Annotated in this window: 17 protein-coding genes and 1 riboswitch; of the genes, 13 read left to right on the top strand and 4 right to left on the bottom strand. The window is 70.2% G+C overall.

The features are described 5' to 3' along the window. The first annotated feature begins 16 nt into the window (after window positions 1-16). From dxs to OHA11_RS04580, 4 genes are all read left to right on the top strand, one after another. Complete coding sequence (dxs, locus tag OHA11_RS04595; protein ID WP_266492193.1) at window positions 17-2,116, top strand: 1-deoxy-D-xylulose-5-phosphate synthase; 2,100 nt, start codon at window positions 17-19, stop codon at window positions 2,114-2,116. Then, a complete protein-coding gene (locus tag OHA11_RS04590; protein ID WP_266492191.1) occupies window positions 2,113-3,510 on the top strand; it encodes an aspartate aminotransferase family protein in 1,398 nt (465 codons plus the stop codon). Before dxs ends, OHA11_RS04590 begins: the two co-directional genes overlap by 4 nt. A 108-nt stretch (window positions 3,511-3,618) precedes the next feature. After that, window positions 3,619-4,251 (top strand): helix-turn-helix domain-containing protein, encoded by a 633-nt coding sequence (locus tag OHA11_RS04585; protein ID WP_266492189.1) that lies wholly within the window; start codon window positions 3,619-3,621, stop codon window positions 4,249-4,251. Then, window positions 4,248-4,373, top strand: a complete 126-nt coding sequence (locus tag OHA11_RS04580; RefSeq protein WP_055616152.1) for a DUF6126 family protein — start codon at window positions 4,248-4,250, stop codon at window positions 4,371-4,373. Before OHA11_RS04585 ends, OHA11_RS04580 begins: the two co-directional genes overlap by 4 nt. Before the next feature lie 69 nt (window positions 4,374-4,442). Here the strand turns inward: OHA11_RS04580 and OHA11_RS04575 are convergent, their stop codons facing one another. Continuing rightward, entirely contained in the window at window positions 4,443-5,240 is a 798-nt protein-coding gene (locus OHA11_RS04575) for a tyrosine-protein phosphatase (RefSeq protein ID WP_266492185.1), read from the bottom strand. 171 nt (window positions 5,241-5,411) lie between these two features. On the opposite strand from OHA11_RS04575, the gene OHA11_RS04570 reads away from it, so the two are divergent. From OHA11_RS04570 to OHA11_RS04560, 3 genes are all read left to right on the top strand, one after another. After that, entirely contained in the window at window positions 5,412-7,493 is a 2,082-nt protein-coding gene (locus OHA11_RS04570) for an alpha-galactosidase (protein ID WP_266492184.1), read from the top strand. 282 nt (window positions 7,494-7,775) lie between these two features. Next, a riboswitch (cyclic di-AMP (ydaO/yuaA leader) is annotated at window positions 7,776-7,951 on the top strand. A gap of 4 nt (window positions 7,952-7,955) precedes the next feature. After that, window positions 7,956-8,885: a LysM peptidoglycan-binding domain-containing M23 family metallopeptidase gene (locus tag OHA11_RS04565; protein WP_266492182.1), complete on the top strand. Its 930-nt coding sequence runs from the start codon at window positions 7,956-7,958 to the stop codon at window positions 8,883-8,885. Window positions 8,886-9,112: 227 nt separating this feature from the next. Next, window positions 9,113-9,898 (top strand): SGNH/GDSL hydrolase family protein, encoded by a 786-nt coding sequence (locus OHA11_RS04560; RefSeq protein ID WP_266506942.1) that lies wholly within the window; start codon window positions 9,113-9,115, stop codon window positions 9,896-9,898. A gap of 235 nt (window positions 9,899-10,133) precedes the next feature. On the opposite strand, the gene OHA11_RS04555 is transcribed toward OHA11_RS04560, so the two are convergent. Together OHA11_RS04555 and OHA11_RS04550 are read right to left on the bottom strand one after the other, a co-directional pair. Continuing rightward, window positions 10,134-10,754, bottom strand: coding sequence for a TetR/AcrR family transcriptional regulator (locus tag OHA11_RS04555; protein WP_266492181.1), 621 nt, complete (start codon window positions 10,752-10,754; stop codon window positions 10,134-10,136). Window positions 10,755-10,806: 52 nt separating this feature from the next. Then, the gene (locus tag OHA11_RS04550; protein ID WP_266492180.1) at window positions 10,807-11,997 is read right to left on the bottom strand and encodes a Glu/Leu/Phe/Val dehydrogenase dimerization domain-containing protein; all 1,191 of its coding nucleotides are present in this window, start codon (window positions 11,995-11,997) and stop codon (window positions 10,807-10,809) included. A gap of 371 nt (window positions 11,998-12,368) precedes the next feature. Between OHA11_RS04550 and OHA11_RS04545 the strand changes: the two genes are divergently transcribed. The 6 genes from OHA11_RS04545 to OHA11_RS04520 all read left to right on the top strand — a co-directional run bounded on the left by OHA11_RS04545 (window position 12,369) and on the right by OHA11_RS04520 (window position 18,559). Further along, window positions 12,369-13,571 carry an MBL fold metallo-hydrolase gene (locus OHA11_RS04545; RefSeq protein ID WP_266492179.1) on the top strand — a complete coding sequence of 401 codons (1,203 nt, stop codon included), beginning with the start codon at window positions 12,369-12,371 and terminating at the stop codon, window positions 13,569-13,571. Between the two features lie 373 nt (window positions 13,572-13,944). After that, a complete protein-coding gene (locus OHA11_RS04540; RefSeq protein WP_266492178.1) occupies window positions 13,945-16,494 on the top strand; it encodes an ATP-binding protein in 2,550 nt (849 codons plus the stop codon). Between the two features lie 89 nt (window positions 16,495-16,583). Beyond that, window positions 16,584-17,018, top strand: a complete 435-nt coding sequence (locus tag OHA11_RS04535; RefSeq protein ID WP_266492176.1) for a roadblock/LC7 domain-containing protein — start codon at window positions 16,584-16,586, stop codon at window positions 17,016-17,018. A gap of 2 nt (window positions 17,019-17,020) precedes the next feature. Further along, window positions 17,021-17,392, top strand: a complete 372-nt coding sequence (locus OHA11_RS04530) for a DUF742 domain-containing protein (RefSeq protein ID WP_266506940.1) — start codon at window positions 17,021-17,023, stop codon at window positions 17,390-17,392. After that, window positions 17,370-17,969: an ATP/GTP-binding protein gene (locus tag OHA11_RS04525; protein ID WP_266492174.1), complete on the top strand. Its 600-nt coding sequence runs from the start codon at window positions 17,370-17,372 to the stop codon at window positions 17,967-17,969. Before OHA11_RS04530 ends, OHA11_RS04525 begins: the two co-directional genes overlap by 23 nt. Beyond that, complete coding sequence (locus tag OHA11_RS04520; RefSeq protein ID WP_266492172.1) at window positions 17,966-18,559, top strand: GAF domain-containing protein; 594 nt, start codon at window positions 17,966-17,968, stop codon at window positions 18,557-18,559. The genes OHA11_RS04525 and OHA11_RS04520 overlap by 4 nt, the downstream gene beginning before the upstream one ends. A 52-nt stretch (window positions 18,560-18,611) precedes the next feature. On the opposite strand, the gene OHA11_RS04515 is transcribed toward OHA11_RS04520, so the two are convergent. Next, the gene (locus OHA11_RS04515; RefSeq protein ID WP_266492169.1) at window positions 18,612-20,495 is read right to left on the bottom strand and encodes a DUF2264 domain-containing protein; all 1,884 of its coding nucleotides are present in this window, start codon (window positions 20,493-20,495) and stop codon (window positions 18,612-18,614) included. Window positions 20,496-20,658: the final 163 nt, after the last annotated feature.

Here is a 20,658-nt window from a genome sequence, read left to right as displayed (position 1 = left end):
CGAGAGGGGGCCGAGCGTGACGATTCTGGAGAACATCCGGGGACCACGCGACCTGAAGGCGCTGTCCGAGGCGGAGATAGGTCAACTGGGCGACGAGATCCGGGAGTTCCTGGTGCACGCGGTGGCCAGGACCGGCGGTCATCTGGGACCCAACCTGGGGGTGGTGGAACTCTCCATCGCGCTCCACCGGGTCTTCGAGTCGCCGGTCGACCGCATTCTGTGGGACACCGGCCATCAGAGCTACGTACACAAGCTGCTGACAGGGCGTCAGGACTTCTCCAAGCTGCGCGGCAAGGGCGGCCTGTCCGGCTACCCGTCGCGCGAGGAGTCCGAGCACGACATCATCGAGAACAGCCACGCGTCCACCGCGCTCGGCTGGGCCGACGGGCTCGCCAAGGCCCGCCAGGTGCAGGGGGAGAAGGGACACGTCGTCGCGGTCATCGGCGACGGCGCGCTTACCGGCGGTATGGCGTGGGAGGCGCTGAACAACATCGCGGCTGCCAAGGACCGGCCGCTGATCATCGTCGTCAACGACAACGAACGCTCCTACTCGCCGACCATCGGCGGCCTCGCGAACCATCTGGCGACCCTGCGGACCACCGACAGCTACGAGAAGGTCCTGGCCTGGGGCAAGGACGTACTGCTGCGCACGCCCGTCATCGGCGGGACCCTCTACGAATCGCTGCACGGCGCGAAGAAGGGGTTCAAGGACGCGTTCGCGCCGCAGGGCATGTTCGAGGACCTGGGACTGAAGTACGTCGGTCCGATCGACGGACACGACGTGGGCGCGGTGGAGTCGGCGCTGCGGCGCGCGAAGCGCTTCCACGGGCCCGTGCTCATCCACTGTCTGACGGAGAAGGGGCGCGGTTACGAGCCCGCGATCGCCAATGAGGAGGACCACTTCCACACCGTCGGCGTGATGGACCCGTTCACCTGCGAGCCCCTCGCGCCGTCCAACGGCCCTTCCTGGACCTCGGTGTTCGGCGACGAGATCGTACGGATCGGTGAGGCGCGCGAGGATGTCGTCGCGATCACGGCGGCCATGCTGCACCCGGTGGGCCTCGCGAAGTTCGCGGAGAGGTTCCCCGACCGGGTGTGGGACGTCGGTATCGCCGAGCAGCACGCCGCGGTGTCCGCGGCCGGGCTCGCGACGGGCGGACTGCATCCGGTCGTCGCGGTGTACGCGACCTTCCTGAACCGTGCCTTCGACCAGCTGCTGATGGATGTCGCTCTGCATCGCTGCGGGGTCACCTTCGTGCTGGACCGCGCCGGGGTCACGGGAGTTGACGGAGCGTCACACAACGGCATGTGGGACATGTCCATCCTCCAGGTCGTGCCGGGGCTCAGGATCGCCGCGCCGCGTGACGCCGACCAACTGTGCGCGCAGCTGCGCGAGGCGGTCGCGGTGGACGACGCCCCGACGCTGATCCGGTTCCCCAAGGAGTCGGTGGGGCCGGTCGTTCCGGCGGTCGACCGGGTGGGCGGCCTGGACGTCCTGCATCGCGGCGAGCGGCCCGAGGTGCTCCTCGTGGCCGTCGGCGTGATGGCGCCCGTGTGCCTCCAGGCCGCCGAACTGCTGGAAGCCCGGGGCATCAACTGCACAGTCGTGGACCCGCGTTGGGTCAAGCCCGTCGATCCCGCGCTGCCCGGGCTCGCCGCCGAACACCGCTTGGTCGCCGTCGTCGAGGACAACAGCCGGGCGGCCGGCGTGGGCGCGGCGGTCGCGCTCGCCCTCGGGGACGCCGAAGTCGACGTGCCCGTACGGAGGTTCGGGATCCCCGAGCAGTTCCTGGCACACGCCAAACGCGGTGAGGTGCTCGCCGACATCGGTCTCACGCCCGTCGAGATCGCCGGGCGGATCAGCGCGAGCCTGGCCACTCGGGAGGCGCGCTCGACCTTCACGGAGGCCGAGCCCGCGGTCGAGGGGCAGGTCCCAGAAGGGCAGACCCCCGTGGGGGAGAGCTCCACGCTCGCCGAGGCGGGCGTCGTCCCGAAGGCGCGGCCCGCCGGGCAGAGTGCTTCGAAGGCGCGGCCCGCCAAGCCGCGCGCTGTGAAGAGGCAGGCCGCCAAGAAGCCGGCGGGCAAGGAGCTCGCGTCCAAGGAGAAACAGGAATGACCACCAGCAAGCCCCAGGAGTTCGACCTCGCCGCCCTTCTCGCCGAGCGCGGAGCCGAACGCTACGAGCTGCACGCCAAGCACCTGAACCACCAGTTGCCGCGCATGCTGCACACGATCGGCTTCGACAAGGTCTACGAGCGGGCCGAGGGCGCGTACTTCTGGGACGCGGACGGCAACGAGTACCTGGACATGCTCGCCGGGTTCGGGGTGATGGGCCTCGGCCGCCATCACCCCGTCGTCCGCAAGGCGCTGCACGACGTCCTCGACGCCCAGCTCGCCGACCTCACCCGCTTCGACTGCCAGCCGCTGCCGGGGCTGCTGGCGGAGAAACTGCTCACACACAGTCCGCACCTGGACCGGGTGTTCTTCGGCAACAGCGGTACGGAGGCGGTCGAGACCGCGCTGAAGTTCGCCCGGTACGCGACCGGGAAACCGAGGGTCCTGTACTGCTCGCACGCCTTCCACGGCCTGACGACCGGGTCCCTGTCCGTCAACGGCGAGGACGGCTTCCGGGACGGCTTCGCCCCGCTGCTGCCCGACACGGCGGTGCCGCTCGGTGATCTCGACGCCCTGGCAAGGGAGTTGAAGAAAGGCGATGTCGCCGCGCTGATCGTCGAGCCGATCCAGGGCAAGGGCGTGCACGAGTCGCCGCCCGGATATCTGCGTGGCGCACAGGAGTTGCTGCGCAAGCACAAGGCGCTGCTCATCGCCGACGAGGTGCAGACGGGCCTCGGCCGGACCGGGGACTTCTACGCGTACCAGCACGAGGAGGGTGTGGAGCCGGATCTGGTCTGTGTGGCCAAGGCGCTGTCCGGCGGCTATGTGCCGGTCGGGGCGACGCTCGGCAAGGACTGGATCTTCAAGAAGGTCTACTCGACCATGGACCGCGTCCTCGTGCACTCCGCGAGCTTCGGGGCCAACGCGCAGGCGATGGCGGCGGGCCTCGCCGTCCTTTCGGTCATGGAGAACGAGCAGATCGTCGCCAATGCCCGGGCCACGGGGGAGCAGTTGAAGTCCCGGCTCGCGGCACTCGTCGACAAGTACGAGCTGCTGAGCGATGTCCGCGGCCGTGGGCTGATGATCGGCATCGAGTTCGGGCGGCCCAAGTCACTGAAGCTGCGCAGCCGTTGGACGATGCTGCAGGCCGCGCGGAAGGGGCTGTTCGCCCAGATGGTGGTCGTGCCGCTGCTGCAACGGCACCGGATCCTCACCCAGGTCTCCGGCGATCATCTGGAGGTGATCAAGCTGATTCCGCCGCTGGTCGTCGGCGAGCGGGACGTCGACCGGTTCGTGGACGCGTTCACCGCCGTGATGGACGACGCGCACAGCGGGGGCGGTCTGATGTGGGACTTCGGGAAGACGCTGGTGAAGCAGGCGGTCGCCAACCGCTAGGCCCTGTCGGGGAGGACGAGGTCGGGCGCCGCCGCGGACCGCCCCTCGTCTTTTGTCTCAGAGGCAAGAAATTTGTCTCTGAGACAAGCCTGCGGCTCAATGGAGGACATGAACCCTGCCAAGGGTACGAGCCCTTCCGAGCCGAGGGCGGCCGAAGAGCTGCCCGCTGTCGCACCCCAGCTGCGTGCGCTGCGGCGCCGTGCCTCCCTCACCCTGGAGTCCGCGGCCCGCGCCGCCGCTCTCTCGCCCGCGCACCTGTCCCGGCTGGAGACCGGGCAGCGCCAGCCCTCATTGCCGATGCTGCTCGCGCTGGCCCGCATCTACGGTACGACCGTCTCCGAGCTGCTCGGCGAGACGCTCGCCGAGCGGGACGCCGTCGTACGCGCCGCCGACATGGAGCCCACCCGGGCCGGTGGCTGGACGTACTGGCAGGCCGGCGCGGCGGGCCGGGGCATGCAATCTCTGCGCGTGCACGTCCCCCACGGGACCCAGGGCGACATCGTGCGGGTCCACCCCGGTGAGGAGTGGCTGTACGTCCTTGAAGGGCGGCTGCGGCTGCGCCTCGGGGACACCGCACACCTCCTCGCGCCCGGTGACAGCGCGCACTTCGACTCGCTGACCCCGCACCGGATCGCCGCCGAGGGCCGGGACGGGGTCGAACTCCTCTTCGTACACACCCTGCTGCAGAGCCCCACGGCCACCCTGTGCCTCGGGCCGACGACCCCTGGAGAGGCGTCATGAAGGACATGGAGGAGAAGTTCCCGCGCGCCCTGTGGGTGCGGCTCATCATCTACGTGGCGGTCGGACACATCTTCGCCGCCTTCATCTACCTGCTGTTCTCGCTCGGAGCGCAAGGGCAGTAGAGGTCCCTGAGGGGCGGGAGGCCGAGTCGGTCGCGTGCTGGGCGGGTCGACGGGCAGTCGGTCAGTCGGTCAGTCGAGGAACCGCTCCCGCAGTCGCTCCCGGAGCTCGGGAGTCACGTCCAGACCCTTCTCCAGATATGCGTCCACCCCGCCCCACGTCTCCTCGATCGTGTCGAACGCCGCCTCCAGATACTCGGCGCGGGCGTCGAACAGGGGGCTCAGCAGTTCCATCACCTCGGGCGAGTACGCCGAGGCGGAGGAGGTGCTGCGGTGGACCTTGTAGCGGCGGTGCGTCGCGTTCGACTCCAGGTAGTCCGCGACGATGGCCTCGCGCTCGACGTCGAGGGCGAGCAGGGTCACGGCGATGGAGAGGCCGGCGCGGTCCTTGCCCGCCGCGCAGTGCATGAGGGCGGGGACGCTGTCGTCGGCCAGCGCGCGCAGTACCTGGCGGTGCTCGGCCGTGCGCTCCTTGATGATCGAGCGATAGGAATCGATCATCCGGTTCGCGGCCTTGCGGTCCGCGAGGATCGAGCGCAACTGGTCCACATCGCCGTCGCGGACCAACATCCAGAACTCGGCGCCGTGTGCCGGGTCGGTCAGCGGCAGATTCACGTTCTGAACGCCCGGCAGCTCGATGTCGGGTCCTTCGAGCTTCTGGTCCGCGGCATTGCGGAAGTCGAAGATCGTGTGCAGCCCCAGGGAGGAGAGGAACGCGGCGTCCGACTCCGTCGCGTGCGCGAGATGGCCGCTGCGGAACAGCCGTCCGTACGCCACCCGTCGGCCGTCCGCCGTCGGCAGGCCGCCCACATCACGGAAGTTGCGCACTCCAGCCAGCTCGGGCTCGGTCGACGGGACCTGCTGCGTCACGGGGGCTCCTCCCCTTCGGCTGCCGACGCGGCTCGTCGGCGAAGTGCGCGCTCTCGACGATACGACATCGATTCGTAGGCCAATGAGTTGTCCACAGGCGTTGCCGGGGAGGTGCTCGAACCATAATGATGTTGATGCTTGAGCGTGCCTGTTCGGATCTGTGAGGGTTTGATGTTGGAGATCGGCGAAGACGGTCGTACGTGGCTTCTTTCGGGCCCGGCGAGCAGCTATGCCCTGCGCCTCGGCGAGGACGACGCGCTGCTGCACCTGCACTGGGGTCCGCGCATCGCGCTCGCCGACGCCGAGGCACTCGCGGCCGGCCCCGGACCCGAGTACTGGGCCTTCGAGGCCACCCTCGACGGACACGAGGAGTACCCGGTGGAGGGCGGCCCCCGGTTCGTACGGCCCGCGCTGTCCGTGCGTACCCAGGAGCGGCGCGGCACCGAATGGCGCTTCGAGGCGTCCGAGGCCGAGGGTGACGAGCTGCGGCTGCGGTTCTCCGACTCCGGGCTCGGGATCACGCTGCACTACCGCATGCGGGCCGGAACCGACGTCGTCGAGCGCTGGGTGACCCTCGCCAACGAAGGGCCCGTCCTGGAGGTGCTGCGCGCCGACTCGGCGGCCTGGACGCTGCCGCACCGCGACGGCTGGCGGCTGTCCCAGCTGCACGGCCGGTGGGCGGCCGAGTCCCGGCTCGTACGCTCCGAACTCACCTACGGTGAGAAGGTCATCGGCAGCCGGCGCGGGCACACCTCGCACCAGCACCTGCCCTGGGTCGCCCTGGATGTCGACGGAGCGGCCACCGAGGAGCGGGGCGAGGTCTACGGATGCGCCCTCGCCTGGTCGGGCACCTGGCGGATCGCCGTGGCCCAACTCCCGGACGCGCGCGTGCAGATCACCGGCGGGGCCGGGTACGACGAATCGGGGCTGCTGCGACTGGAACCGGGGGAGAGCTTCGTCACCCCCGTCTTCGCCGGACTGTGGAGCGACGGCGGATTCGGCGGGGCCAGCCGTGCCTGGCACGCCTACCAGCGCGCGCATGTGATCCCGGACGCGGACCGGCACCGGCCGGTGCTCTACAACTCCTGGGAGGCCACGGAGTTCGACATCTCCGAGGAGCAGCAGGGGGCGCTCGCGCGACGGGCCGCCGCGATGGGGGTCGAACTCTTCGTGGTCGACGACGGCTGGTTCGGGGCGCGCACCAGCGACCGGGCCGGGCTCGGCGACTGGACGCCCAACCCCGACCGCTTCCCGGCCGGCCTCAAGCCGCTCGCCGACGAGGTGCACGGGCTCGGGATGCAGTTCGGGATCTGGGTCGAGCCCGAGATGGTCAATCCGGACAGCGAGCTGTACCGCGCCCATCCCGACTGGGTGCAGTTCCAACCGGGACGAAAGCGGACGGAGCTACGCAATCAGCTCGTACTGAACCTCGCCCGGAAGGACGTTCAGGAGTACCTGTGGGAGCAGCTCGACGCGCTGCTCTCCAGCGCCCCGATCGACTACGTGAAGTGGGACTTCAACCGCTGCTTCACCGATGCGGGGTGGCCCGGAGAGGCCTACCCGCAGCGGCTCTGGGTGGACCACGTGCACGCGCTGTACGCCCTGTTGGACCGGCTGCGGGCGGCCCACCCGGGCGTCGCGTTCGAGTCGTGCTCGGGTGGTGGTGGCCGGATCGACCTCGGGATCATGGCGCGTACGGACCAGGTGTGGACCTCGGACAACACCGACCCGCTCGACCGGCTCGCCATCCAGCACGGCTTCAGTCAGGTGCACCCCGCGCGGGCCATGGCCGCCTGGGTCACCGACAGTCCGAACGTCCAGCTCAACGGGCGCGCCAGCTCGTTGCGCTTCCGCTTCGTGAGCGCGATGGCCGGAGTGCTGGGCGTCGGCGGCGACCTCACCCGGTGGGACGACGAGGAACTGGCCGAGGCGCGGACGTGGGTGGAGCTCTACAAGGAGATCCGGCCCGTTGTGCAGGGCGGGGACCTCCATCGGCTGCGCGCGCCCGAGGGCGGGCTGAGCGCCGTGCAGTACACGCGCGACGCGGACGTCGTCGTCCTCGTCTGGCTCCAGGCCCAGCACTACGGAGAGCCGGTCGCTCCGGTGCGGCTGCGTGGACTCGACCCGACAGTTGCGTACAAATGCCTCGAAACGGGTGAAGTTCACCGGGGTGCGGTGCTGTTGCATCACGGGTTGCGGACGGGGCTGCGTGGCGACCTCGATGCGGCAGTTTTCCGCTTGCGTCGCATGTGACTGTTGTGCCCGTAATAGGGCATTAATTCCAACTCGCTCTGGAATAAAGGTTCCTGGGGGCCGTTGCGTGAGCAGCGTCATATTCGTGACGGTCTGCTGTCGCCATGTTCACGTAATTCAGCCGTGTTTTCGGGGATTTAGTAAACGGCGAGATTCCTGATTTACGCAGGGTGACCGTCATTTCGGTCAAGGATCAAGAGAACGGGACACACAGGGAACCCCAAAGGTTGTTTCGGCGTCTTCATCTCGCTTACGTTCGCCTCCAATCCGGACGGACGCCCAATCCTGCCGCCGCCCGGAATCCGCACACTCACCCGTACACGGCAGGAGCGGGGGACCCACAGGTAGAACGCCTGTTCCGGTCTCCGGAACGGCTTGGGGTTAAGTCGTGCGCAATCACGGCCGGGCATCTCCAGCTCGCACCCGACAGCTCACCTCGCAGGCGCCGGAGAGGAATTCGTCATGCCCGCGAAGGGTAAGCACCGCCGTCCCAAGTCCCAGCGTTTCACCCGCTCCATAGCCGTCGCCGGAACCGGCGGCGCGGCGCTCGCCCTTCCGCTGCTCGGCGCGACCGGAGCGCATGCCGCGACTCCTCAGTCCGCAGCCGAGTCCGTGGCGAGTGTCTCGAATATCGCGAACAAGGCCGCGGAATCCGCGCCCGCCGCAGCCGACAAGAAGGCCGAGGCCAAGAAGGCCGCGACCAAGACGTACACCGTGCGTGCGGGCGACTCCCTTTCGGGGATCGCCGACGCGCAGAACGTCAGCGGCGGCTGGAAGAAGCTGTACGCGGACAACCGCAAGGCGATCGGCGGTAACCCGGCGCTCATCCACCCGGGCCTGAAGCTGACGATCGGCGAGGCCGCCGCCTCGAACTCCGGCTCCGGCGCGTCCAAGGCGACCCAGTCGTCCGCGAAGAAGGCTGCCGCCCCGAAGGCCAAGGCCCCCACGGCTGAGGCCGCCAAGGCCGCGGACGCCGCCAGTGCCGCCGGCTTCAGCCTCCCGGTCGCGGGCGCCACCGTCGGCACCCCGTACAAGATGTCGGGCAGCATGTGGTCCAGCGGGTACCACACGGGCGTCGACTTCGTGGTTCCGACCGGTACTTCGCTCAAGTCCGTCGGTGCGGGCACGGTCGTCTCCGCCGGCTGGGGCGGCGCGTACGGCAACCAGGTCGTCATCAAGCTCGACGACGGCTACTATGCCCAGTACGCCCACCTGTCCTCCCTCGGTGTCTCGGCCGGACAGACCGTGACCGGGGGCCAGGAGATCGGCCTCTCCGGTGCGACGGGCAACGTCACCGGCCCGCACCTGCACTTCGAGATCCGCACCACCCCGGACTACGGCTCGGACGTGGACCCGCTGGCGTACCTGCGTGGCAAGGGCGTCTCCATCTGACCCGACGCCGGGCTCGCCCCGCAGGGGCGTACCACTCCGCTCGTCTCCGAAGGCCGGACCCTGTGATCCCCGGGGGCCGGCCTTCGGTGCCTTATTCCGGGTTGACCGATCCTTTACGCGTGGCTTATGTCACCGCCCGTCAACCCTTTCCTACGGTCGCGTAGCTCACACTTGAAGGTGAATCATGGGTCGATGTGGCAGACGATTCGAAGAATGACAACAGATCAGTGATCGGGTCGTACGTGGCGGTGGGGGACAGCTTCACCGAGGGCGTCGGCGACCCCGGTCCGGACGGGGAGTTCGTCGGCTGGGCCGACCGGTTCGCGATGCTTCTCGCGGACCGACAACCCGAGGGCGACTTCGACTACTCCAACCTCGCGGTCCGCGGGAGACTTCTCGACCAGATCGTCGAGGACCAGTTGACGCGCGCCAAGGAACTCGCGCCGGACCTGGTCTCTTTCTGCGCGGGCGGCAACGACATCATCCGGCTGGGCACCGACCCCGACGAGGTCGCGGAGCGCTATGAGCGCGCTGTCGCGGACCTCACGTCGGTCGTCGGCACGGTCCTGGTGGCCACCGGCTTCGACACCCGTGGCGTACCCGTGCTCAAGCACATGCGCGGCAAGATCGCCACGTACAACCTCCATCTCCGGGCCATCGCCGACCGGTACGGCTGTCCCGTGCTCGACCTGTGGTCCCTCAAGACCATCCAGGACCGGCGGGCCTGGGACGGCGACCGGCTTCATCTGTCGCCCGAGGGGCACACCCGGGTCGCCCTGCGCGCCGGCCAGGTCCTCGGCCTGGAGGTCCCCGCGGACCCCGACCAGGCATGGCCGCCGCTGCCGCCCCGCGGCACCCTGGAGATGCGGCGGGACAACATCCACTGGGCGCGCGAATACCTGGTGCCGTGGATCGGGCGACGACTGCGCGGGGAGTCCTCCGGGGACCGCGTGGTGGCGAAGGGGAGCCTGTCACCCGACGACATCAAGATGCGGATCGAGTCGGTGGCTTGAAGGCCCGGCGGACTGGCTCTGCCAGGGCCTGAAGGCCGCTGGGAGGGTGCAGGGTGCGGCTGGTGGCCCGAACTGTCGGCATGGGGGCGGTTCTTCGCCCGGTGGACGTCGAGGAGGCCCGGCTGTCCCTCGGTGGGTGATGTCGAGGAGCCCCGTCGGCTTTCAGCCGGTGGACGTCGACCAGGCCCGCCGTCCGTCACTCGCTCGCGAACCGGGGGTACGTCGGCACGCGGCCTCAGGCGCTCGGAGTCGTCAACGCCTCGCGCGCCAGCCCCAGTTCCCGGGCCAGCGCCTCGTCCACCCACTCCTGGGTGCGGGTGCGTGAGACCGCGCCCGGGTACGCCGTCATCTGGACCGCGAGCCCGTCCAGCAGGGCGGTGAGGCGCAGCGCCGTACTCGTGGGGTCCGGGCAGTGGAACTCGCCGGCCGCCACACCATCCGCGATGACCTCCGTGATCGCCGCCTTCCACTGCAGGTCGAGGTCACGGGTGACGTCCCGCAGCGCCGGCTCGCGCAGCGCGACCGCCCAGCCCTCGATCCACAGCCGCCAGCCCTTGGCCTGCCCGGTCGGCGCGTACCAGCGGACCGCCGCCCGCAGCCGGCGCAGCGCGGTCGTCCGGCGGCCGAGCAGCTTGCGCAGGCGGGCGAGGTCGTCCTCGGCCGCGTACGTGAACGCGGCGGCGACCAGTTTCTCCTTCGTCGAGAAGTGGTAGAGCACCAGGGCGTTGCTCACCCCGAGCGCGGTCGCCACATCGGCGATCCGCACCGCGGACACCCCGCGCTCCTCGATCTGCTGGATGGCGGCCCGCAGCAGTTCCTCACGCCGCTCCGCCACGCTCAACCGCACTCTTGCCACCGGGCAACCCTATGCGGTCTCCCTGGAGTGCACCGGTGGAGGGGCGGCGGCGTCAGCGGTACCAGCCGAACCGCTCCGCGATGACCGGCAACCGGTCCGCGACGATCGCGTGCGCGGCAGCCCGCGGTGTCGTCCCGTCGGCCTCCGCGCGCGCGAGCATTTGGTCGATCAGAGCACGCATCGAGCGCCGCGTGTACGCGAACGCCTCCTCCGCGTCGGCCCCGATGTCGCCGAACAGCGTCCACCACCACCAGGCGTTGGTCCCGGAGTTGACCACGACGTCCGGCAGGACGGTGACACCGCGGCCGGCGAGCAGATGCTCCGCGCCCGGCAGGACGGGCATGTTGGCGGCCTCGACGATCCAACGGGCTCTGATCCGCCCCTGATTGGTGGCGTCGATCGCGTACGAGACCGCCGCCGGCACCAGTACGTCGGCCTCGATGGACAGCCAGGCGTCGCCGGGCAGTTCGCGGTCGGCCGGACGCAGCGCCGCGCGGTCGATCGTTCCGTACGTGTCACGGGCGGCGAGCAGCGCGTCGACGTCCAGTCCCGCGGGGTTGGCGATCGTGCCCTTCACGTCGGCGACGGCCACGATCGTCAGCCCCGCGCGCGTGAGGAAGCGGGCCGTGGCCCCGCCCATCGTGCCCAGCCCCTGCACGGCGACCCGGGTCCCGTCGTACGCCACCTTGGCCCGGTCCAGGGCCGCGAGGACCGACTCGGCCACCCCGCAGCCGCCGACCAGCTCGTCGAGCCCCATACCGTCCACCTCGACGGCGAACGCGTCCGCCAGCCGCCGCCGGGCCGTCGCCTCGTCGTCGAGCAGCGGATAGACGGCCTGGATCGACGACACGAGCCCCGCCTCCGCCGCGGCCCGGTCGACGAGGTCCTGGCTGAGGCCGAGATCCTCCCCGGTGGTCCAGAGGCTCTCGATGTACGGGCGCATGGCGCGCAGATAGCGTACGAGCAGGCCGTACGCCTCCGGGGCCTGGGGATCGCAGTCGATGCCGCCCTTCGCGCCGCCGAGCGGTACGTAGCGGCTCTCCGGGTCGTAGTGCAGGGCCTCCTTCATGGTCATGCCACGGGCGAGCCCGGCGACCTCCTCCAGCGTGCAGCCCGCCCGCATGCGCAGCCCGCCGCTGGAGACGCCGCGCACCAGCCGGTCCACGACCAGGTGCCCCTGGCGGCCGGTGACGTGGTCGGTCCAGGTGAGCGTCATCAACGGGCTGCTGTCCGGGACGTTCATAGGGGCTCCTCGGGGGCGGGGACAGGGGATCGGGGGAACGATCGAGGGGAAAGGCTGGGGGGAACGGTCGGGGATCGGGGGACATCGGGGGGAACAGAGGACAGGTTCAGAGCGTTTGACCGGCGTGGGGCCGGGTGCGTACCGCATCCCGGTTCTGGTGCCGACCTACACCATTACTGAATGGTCGGTCAGTATCGAAAGTGCTGCATGTATCTGTCAACATACTGAATGGATCTTCAGTAGAACGTGATGTCCTACCCGATGGATCCCGCCATGGCCCGCGCGGACACCGCCCTGTCGTACGCCCGACCCGGCGCTGTCAGAGGCGGCGACCATAATGGAAAGTCAGACCGACTCCACCTGGAGGTGCCGTGACCGGTTCCCGTTCCCTGAGCTCCGGGCTCCGTTCTCTGCGGCCCGCCGCCTTCGGCGCTGATCCCAGTGGTGAGCGTATGGAGCGCATCCGCAGATCGCCGAACTTCGCGGACGGCGTTTTCCGGAACCCCGAGGGCGCTCCCCGGCCCGACGGCGCCATGCTCGAATTCGCGCGGTCCTTCTTCCGTAAGGAGGAGCGCGTGCGCCGCGCCCCGGCGGGCGTGGTGCCGGTCCATGCCACGACCCTCGCCGACCTGGCCCGGCCACCGGCCCAGGGCCTGCGGTTGACGTGGATGGGGCACTCCAGTGTGCTCGCCGAGATCGACGGGCACCGGGTGCTCTTCGACCCCGTCTGGGGTGAGCGCTGCTCCCCGTTCGCCTTCGCCGGGCCCAAGCGGCTGCACCCCGTGCCCCTGCCGCTGGAAGCGCTCGGCCCGGTCGATGTCGTCGTCATCTCGCACGACCACTACGACCACCTGGACCTCCCCACGATCAAGGCCCTGGCCGGTACGGACACGGTGTTCGCGGTGCCCCTCGGCGTCGGCGCCCACCTGGAGCACTGGGGTGTCTCGACGGACAGGCTGCGCGAGCTCGACTGGCACGAGACGACGAAGGTCGGCGGAATCTCCCTGACCGCCACGCCCGCCCGCCACTTCTGCGGCCGCGGCCTGCGCAACACGCAGCACACCCTCTGGGCCTCCTGGGCCGTGGCAGGGGACGAGCACCGGATCTATCACAGCGGTGACACCGGGTACTTCGCGGGCTTCAAGGACATCGGCGCCGCGCACGGCCCGTTCGACGCCACGATGATCCAGATCGGCGCGTACAGCGAGTTCTGGCCCGACATCCACATGACGCCCGAGGAGGGCATGCGTGCCCATCTCGATCTCCAGGGCGGTCGGCCCAGCGGTGTGATGCTGCCGATCCACTGGGGGACGTTCAACCTCGCGGCGCACCCCTGGGCCGAGCCCGGCGAAGGGACCGTCACCGCCGCCCGGGCGGCCGGTGCCCGGATCGCGCTGCCCCGGCCCGGTGAGCCCTTCGAGCCGACCGCGGAGACCGTCCCGTCCGAGCCCTGGTGGCGCGGCGTGGCCGTCACCCCGGAAGGTGGCTGGCCCGCCGTCGAGGAAACGGTCCGTGACACTCCGCGTGACGCGACGGAGGACACCGGAGACCCGGAAACCGTCCCCGCGGGGTGACGAAGCAGCGCGCGAAGGCGTTCGGCGAGGGCCGAGGAGCATCCTGCTCCTCGGCCCTCGCCGTTTTCTTGCTGACCGCTTCTGACCAGGTCTGATCGGTTCACTGATGCATGGGAACGGGCGTGCGAGGTGGTTATCGGCCTGTCGTACGAACCCTCATACCAGAGCGGGACGCTGACCGCCGGGAATTGTCAACTGCCCACCGCACATGATGCGCAGGCGACTACTGTGAGTGTCCGCTGAGCGACACAGGGCCGAATTCTTCGGCTCTCTCGACCGGCGCAGCGATGGCGCATGTCCCAGTCGGCGCATGCCTTGGTCGCAGAACCCGCGGGAGCCCCCACAGCCCCGACACACCAGTACGAGGACGTCGATGTCTCACCTTCGCGCACCGGCCGCACGCGCAGACCGCCGCGAGGGCGGGCGGCACGGGCGACCGGTCGCCCGCACCGCCTCCACGCTGCCCGAGACCCACATACGGCCCCAGCTCCTCCGCCTCGCGGTCCTGCCGCCCATCGCGGTGGCCCTCAGCGCCAGCGCCGCCGTGCTCTTCACCGTCCGCACGACCGCCGCACGGCCCGGCCTCACCCTGTGGATCGTGCTCGGCGGAGCCGTCGCGGTCGCTCTCGTGGGCATCGTGATCGCCGCCGTGGCCGCCGACCGCGCCGCCAGGTCCGTACGCGACCGCATCGGCACCCTGCGCCGCACCAGCGCCCGCGGCCAGGCCGATCTGCGTGCCCTCGTCGAGACGCTGCGCCGGGGCGACGGGCCGCCCGAGCGCAGTCCGCGCAGCCAACCCGTCCCGGACGCCGACGAGTTCGATCTGCTCGCCGACGACATGGCGCGTGCCCACGACGGTGCCGTCAGCGCGGTCGTGGCGGCCGCGCAGCTCTCCAGTCATGCGGACAGCGAGCAGAAGGTCGAGGTCTTCGTCAATCTGGCGCGGCGTCTGCAGTCTCTCGTGCACCGCGAGATCTCGATCCTCGACGAGCTGGAGAACGAGATCGAGGACCCGGACCTGCTCAAGGGTCTGTTCCACGTCGACCACCTCGCCACCCGGATCCGGCGGCATGCCGAGAACCTCGCCGTCCTCGGCGGGGCCGTCTCGCGCCGGCAGTGGAGCAACCCGGTCTCCATGACCGAGGTGCTGCGCTCCGCGACCGCCGAGGTCGAGCAGTACTCGCGGGTCAAGCTGGTACCGCCGATCGACGGCACCGTGCGCGGGCACGCAGTCGCCGACGTGATCCATCTGCTGGCCGAACTCGTCGAGAACGCCACGGTGTTCTCGGCGCCGCACACCCAAGTGCTGCTGCGGGCCAACGTGGTCACGTCCGGGCTCGCCGTCGAGGTCGAGGATCGAGGGCTCGGCATGCCGCTGGCCGAGCAGCACAAGATGAACGCGTTGCTGGCCGATCCGGATCAGGTGAACGTCGCGAGTCTGCTGCAGGACGGCCGCATCGGGTTGTTCGTGGTCTCGCAGCTCGCGCGTCGCCACGGGATCGTGGTGCGGCTCCAGACCAATATCTACGGCGGCGTGCAGGCCGTACTGGTCGTGCCGCAGGCGTTGCTGGGGGCTGAGGACGAGCCGCGGCGGGCGGTGCAGCAGGCGGTGCAGCAGGCTGGGGGTGGGGGCGATGCCGCTGTTGGGGCTCGGTCTGTGGCCGGGGCTGGAGGGGCCGGGATTGGGGCCGGGGCTGGGGCTGGGCGTCTGCGGGAGGTTTCGGTAGAGGGTGCTGCGGGGGCCGGGGCGTTGGGCCAAGGCTCTTCGGGGCTTGAGGCGGAGACTCATGGTGGTCTGGCACATGGGGCTCACGCACCTCATGCACAGGCACATGGGGCTCAGGCACATGGCGCTGTGGCGTACGAGGCTTCGGCACAGGGGACGTCGGCACACGGGACTCCGGCACATGGGGTCGCAGCACATAGCTCTTCGACACGTGGGGCAGCGGCTTCTCATGTCATGTCGGCACAGGAGCCGCCTCTGAGGAGCAGCACGCCTCTCCATGGCGTGCCAGGCCAGGACGCGCCGCTGCATGGCACGCCACCACATGGCACCCCCGCACACAGCAGCTCGGTCCACGGGACACCTGCCCAGGGGACGCCTGCTCACGGGTCTCCCGTCCACGGGTCTCCTGTCCAGGCGTCTCCCGTCCATGGGAGCCCGGCTTACGGGACTCCCGGTCAGGGGACGTCGATCCCCGTGCAGGGAGCGGTCCCGGGCGCCTCCGGCGACGTACCGCGTGCGGCGGGTCAGGAACCCACGTCGTATCCGTCCCACGATGTCCATGACGCCCACGATGCCCAAGGCGTCTACGGCGTCCACGGTGCGAGGGCCGCCGTGCCGGTGCAGCCGCGGCGGGACAGCGCGCCCGGCGGAGCGTCGGTCGTGAACGGCGGTGCTCCGGCCCCGCTGCCGGTGCGCGGTGCGGAGGCGCGGCCCAACCCGGCAGAGGCCGTGCCCGGTATCCGCCCCGGTGATCGGCGGCTTGTCGCGGAGAACACGGTCACGCTCCCAACCCCGCGCGGTGGCGCGGTGCGCGGCACCATGAGCAAGCCTCAACTGCCCAAACGGCGGGCCCAGGAGCACCTCGTGCCCGAGCTGCGCGACGGACCCGCGCCGCGGCCGGACTCCGAGTTCCTCGTCGGTCACGACCCCGGTCTGATGGCGGCGTTCCAGCGCGGTATCGGGCTTGCCGAGGCCCAGTTCCCGGACGCGGCACACGGGGATGCGGGGCATGGGGATGCGGGACACATGGGCCAGGCACACGTGGGCCCGGCCCCCATGGACGGAACCCCCATAGGGGAAGCGCACCCAGCGCACCCAGCGCACGAACCACCCGAGGCACACGCGGCGTTCAAGACGGCGCCCGTGCCAGGTCACGACCTCACCGCCCGGCACGACGGGAGCACACCAGCCGGATGAACCACGTCACCCCCACACCCACTTCTGCCCCCATCTCCACCCACGCTTCCGCTCCCGCAGACCTTCGTACTTCAAGGAGTCGATCCCCCATGGCGAGCGATATGCCGACCGGGCACTCGTCCGATCTCGACTGGCTGATGAGCGGCCTGGTGCAGCGCGTTCCGCACACCAGAAGCGCGGTGCTGCTCTCCTGCGACGGCCTCGTGAAATCGGTGCACGGGCTCGATCCCGACAGCGCCGACCACATGGCGGCCCTGGCCTCCAGCCTCTACTCCCTGGGGCGCAGCGCGGGCGTCCGCTTCGGGGACGGCGGTGACGTACGCCAGGTCGTCGTCGAACTGGACTCCACCCTGCTGTTCGTGACCACCGCGGGCTCCGGTACGTGTCTCGCCGTGCTCGCCGGACGCGACGCCGACGCGGCCGTACTCGGCTATGAGATGGCGATGCTGGTCAAGAGTGTCCGCCCGTACCTGATGACCGCGCCGAGGCAGCAGACCGTCGAACCGTCGGCGATGAGGCCTTGAGCGTGGCCTCGGCCGGCGACGGGCCCTGGCTCGATGATGCGGCCGGACGCCTTGTGCGTCCTTACCAGGTCAGCAACGGCCGGACCCGGCCGAGCACCGCGCTCGACCTTCTGTCACAGGTGATGGCCACCGGTGTCACCCCTCTCGGCTACCTCGGCCCCGAGCACACCCAGGCACTCGAACTGTGCCGGGACCCCGTCTCGGTCGCCGAGGTCGCCGCGCATCTGAAACTGCCCGCAGCGGTGACGAAGGTGCTGCTGTCCGATCTCGTCGACTGCGGGGCGCTCTCCACGAAGCCCCCGACCTTCCACCACAACCCCACTGACCGGTCTCTTCTGGAGGCAGTGCTCGATGGACTACGACGACAGCTCTGACCCCTTCCCCACCGCGTTGAAGATTCTCGTGGCGGGCGGGTTCGGGGTAGGAAAGACCACCTTCGTCGGCGCGGTGAGCGAGATCGCGCCGCTCAGCACGGAGGAACTGCTGACCACGGTCAGCGCCGCGACCGACAACCTCGACGGCATCGAGAACAAGGTCGAGACGACCGTCGCGATGGACTTCGGGCGCATCACCCTCGATCCGGAGCACGTGCTCTATCTGTTCGGCACGCCCGGGCAGGAGCGGTTCTGGTTCATGTGGGACGAGCTCTCCGAAGGCGCGCTCGGCGCGGTCATCCTCGCCGACACCCGCCGTCTGGAGGACTGCTTCGCGGCGGTCGACTTCTTCGAGCAGCGTGGCCTGGGATTCATCGTCGCCGTCAACGAGTTCGACGGAGGCTTCCGCTACGACCCGGAGGAGGTGCGGGCGGCCATCGACCTCGACCCCGAGGTACCCGTCGTGCGCTGCGACGCCCGGATCTCCAGCTCGGGTGTGCAGACCTTGCTCACCCTCGTCCGCCACCTCCTCGCTCACACGCCCTCGCACGCCCCCAGCCACGGAGCCCACACATGACGTACGACCCGCCGCGCCCGGCCGGTCGGCTGCTGCTCACTCCCGAGGACAAGGAGGCCCCCGCCAGAACACGGCGGCTGCGGGTGCTCGGTCTGGGGCAGCACACGGAGCCGGCCCTCGACGCGTTCGCGAACCGGCTCGCCGAGCTCGCCGGGGCGCCGTACGCGATGGTCAACTTCATCGACGAGGAGCGGCAGTTCTTCGCGGGCCTGCACACTCCCGAAGGCAACGTTCCGGCAGAGGTTCCGAACGAGGTCCGTACGGATCAGGCGGGCGCCGCGCGACCGAGGATCGGCCGCTATATGGCCAGAGACCATGGCTTCTGCCCCCATGTGGTCGTCCGCCACAAGGCGCTGGTCCTGGAGGACGTCCGCGACTATCCGCGCTTCGCCGGCAATCCGGTCGTCGACGAGTTCGGCATCCGCTCCTACCTCGGCGCCCCGCTCATCGACCGCACGGGCACCGTGCTCGGCACGGTGTGCGTCACCGATGTCGAGCCCCGGCCGTGGGGGCGGGCGGGCCTCGACACCATCAAGTCGATGGCGGCGGAGCTGGTCGAGCGGATCGAGCTGAGGGAAGGCGGGTTCTGATCCGCGTCCTTCCCGCCCCCGCCCCGCTCCCGCCTACGGCGGCGTGGCCCTCTCATACGGAGACGGTGTCCCCTTCGGGGAACGTGATCCGGACCTCGTGCCCCTCTACCTCGCAGGACACGGACTCCCGTAACGCCTGGGGGTGCACGGAATCCCGCGTCAGCGCGTGCAGGGTGGCGTACACACCGCTGCCGCCCGGATGCCCCGCCGCGCACCGGAGGTACGGCGTCGCGGAGTGGGGGCCGAAGGCGTTGGCCTCGACCGCGCGCGCGATGCCGGTGTCCTCGTCCCAGCCGTGCAGCGCGACGACGACACTGGTCAGCCCGTTGTCCGTGCGCGCCAGAGCCCAGCCGTGGCCCCGCTCGGCGGTGGGCCGGGACTCGGCCGCGACCGCGTAACCGCCCTCCCGGACGGTCAGGCCGGACGGCGCGAGCACCCGATGTACGCGTATCTCCCAGGGCCCGCGCAGCACGCTCGTCGTCTCGATCGGGAACTCCTGTTCATCTCCGGGCAGTTGAGCGCTGTGGCGGGAGGCCGCCGTCCGACCGGAGCAGTGCAGCGGAACGATGCCGCGTCGGCGTGACGCGGTGCCGTCCGGGGCCACCAGGGCGAGATGCCCGTCCACCGTCCGCTCCCAGGCGTGGGCCGCCGCCTCGGGCGCCGTCGCCGTCGAGTAGCCGAACTTCGCGTGGTGCGGATCGTCCTCGGCGGGCCCGGACGGGGAGTTGCGGTCGCTGCCGTGGTTGACCAGGCGGACGATGCCGTCGTGCTTCGTGCCGTGCAACAGCCAGCCGGGGGCCGGGAGCGCGGTGTACTGGTCCGACTCTTCGACGGGCAGCGGCAGTTCGCGTGCCGTCCACACCGGGTGCTCCGGAGGCAGCAGCAGCCCGAGGAAACCCATGCTCGCCCGGTACGGGGACGCGGGCCCCGAGTACGGCTGGGTCATCGGCAGGAACGTTTCGTACCAGCCGAGCGGCAGCAGCCCCCGCTCGTCGGGCACCCCGCGCTCCACGAAGTGCCGTACCGTGCCGGACGCCAGCCGTCGGGTGAGGCCCGGCGCCAGCGGCGTACCGCCGACGAGGGCGCCCAGCCACACCGGAGCCGTGGTGGCGAAACGGTACGTCAGGGAGCGGCCGTGGTGCACGGGGGAGCCGTCCGCGCCGAAGAACCGCGGGTAGTCGTCGAGGAACCGGGCGAGCCGCTCCCGGTAGACGTGGCCGCGGCCGCCTCCGTCGCCGCCGGTCATCCGGCACCACAGCAGCGGGTACAAGTGCATCGCCCAGCCGTTGTAGTGGTCGAAGGTCCGGCCCTCGCCGTCGCTGTACCAGCCGTCGCCGGCGTACCAGTCGTCGAGGCGGTCGAGCCCGGCGTCGATGTCGTCCTGACGGTAGGGCGCGCCGACCGAGGCCAGGAACTGTTCGGCCACCACCTGGTAGAGCCGCCAGTGGTTGTCCCAGGTGCGGCGGCCCACGAAACCCCACAGCCAGTCCACGATCCGCTCCCGCGCCTCGGTGTGCAGCCGGTCCCAGATCCAGGGGCGTGACTCGTGCAGCGCGACGGCGACCGAGGCGGCCTCCGCCATCTGCCGGGAGCAGTCCGTGAGTTCGGGCCAGGCCTCGCCGCTGTCGCGGTCGGTGCCCGTTGTCAGACCCCGCGCGTAGCGTTCTATGAGACGGGGATCGACGCTGCCCCGCGCCCCGGCGATCCGGAAGGAGGCCAGCAGGAATGACCGCGCGAACCCTTCGAGGCCGTCCGACACGACACCCGACGACGAGGTCCGCCCGGGCAGCCGGTACTGCGCGAGGCCCGGCGTCGCGTAGGGGACGAGGGCTTCGAGCTGCCGGTCGGCGAGCGCCTCCCAGTGCGCCCGCGTCCAGCCGGTGTGCGGCGACAGGACGTGGTCGGTGGGCGGCAGGGACACGTGCGGTGAGGGCATGACGGGGTTTCGACTCCTCTGCTCCCGGGTGCGGTTCCCGGTCCGAAGAGGGATACGGCTGGTGGGGGCCGACAGATCAATTGAGCGGTGTGCGTATGCCAGGTGTCCTGTGTGTACGGAGTGAGACCTGTTCGCATGCGGTCGACCCTGCTCGTATGTGCGG

This window comes from Streptomyces sp. NBC_00878, assembly GCF_026341515.1.
Classification (GTDB): Bacteria; Actinomycetota; Actinomycetes; order Streptomycetales; family Streptomycetaceae; genus Streptomyces.
Note: the sequence above shows the minus strand (reverse complement) of the source record. Positions and strands in the feature narration are given on the sequence as shown.

What these genes read in the sequence shown, in the direction of transcription:
- OHA11_RS04540 (WP_266492178.1), top strand. Translation starts at nt 13,945, where the DNA reads ATGTCTCACCTTCGCGCACCGGCCGCACGCGCAGACCGCCGCGAGGGC.
- OHA11_RS04565 (WP_266492182.1), top strand. Translation starts at nt 7,956, where the DNA reads ATGCCCGCGAAGGGTAAGCACCGCCGTCCCAAGTCCCAGCGTTTCACC.
- OHA11_RS04580 (WP_055616152.1), top strand. Translation starts at nt 4,248, where the DNA reads ATGAAGGACATGGAGGAGAAGTTCCCGCGCGCCCTGTGGGTGCGGCTC.
- OHA11_RS04515 (WP_266492169.1), bottom strand. Translation starts at nt 20,495, where the DNA reads ATGCCCTCACCGCACGTGTCCCTGCCGCCCACCGACCACGTCCTGTCG.
- OHA11_RS04550 (WP_266492180.1), bottom strand. Translation starts at nt 11,997, where the DNA reads ATGAACGTCCCGGACAGCAGCCCGTTGATGACGCTCACCTGGACCGAC.
- OHA11_RS04570 (WP_266492184.1), top strand. Translation starts at nt 5,412, where the DNA reads ATGTTGGAGATCGGCGAAGACGGTCGTACGTGGCTTCTTTCGGGCCCG.
- OHA11_RS04590 (WP_266492191.1), top strand. Translation starts at nt 2,113, where the DNA reads ATGACCACCAGCAAGCCCCAGGAGTTCGACCTCGCCGCCCTTCTCGCC.
- OHA11_RS04535 (WP_266492176.1), top strand. Translation starts at nt 16,584, where the DNA reads ATGGCGAGCGATATGCCGACCGGGCACTCGTCCGATCTCGACTGGCTG.
- OHA11_RS04525 (WP_266492174.1), top strand. Translation starts at nt 17,370, where the DNA reads ATGGACTACGACGACAGCTCTGACCCCTTCCCCACCGCGTTGAAGATT.
- OHA11_RS04520 (WP_266492172.1), top strand. Translation starts at nt 17,966, where the DNA reads ATGACGTACGACCCGCCGCGCCCGGCCGGTCGGCTGCTGCTCACTCCC.
- OHA11_RS04585 (WP_266492189.1), top strand. Translation starts at nt 3,619, where the DNA reads ATGAACCCTGCCAAGGGTACGAGCCCTTCCGAGCCGAGGGCGGCCGAA.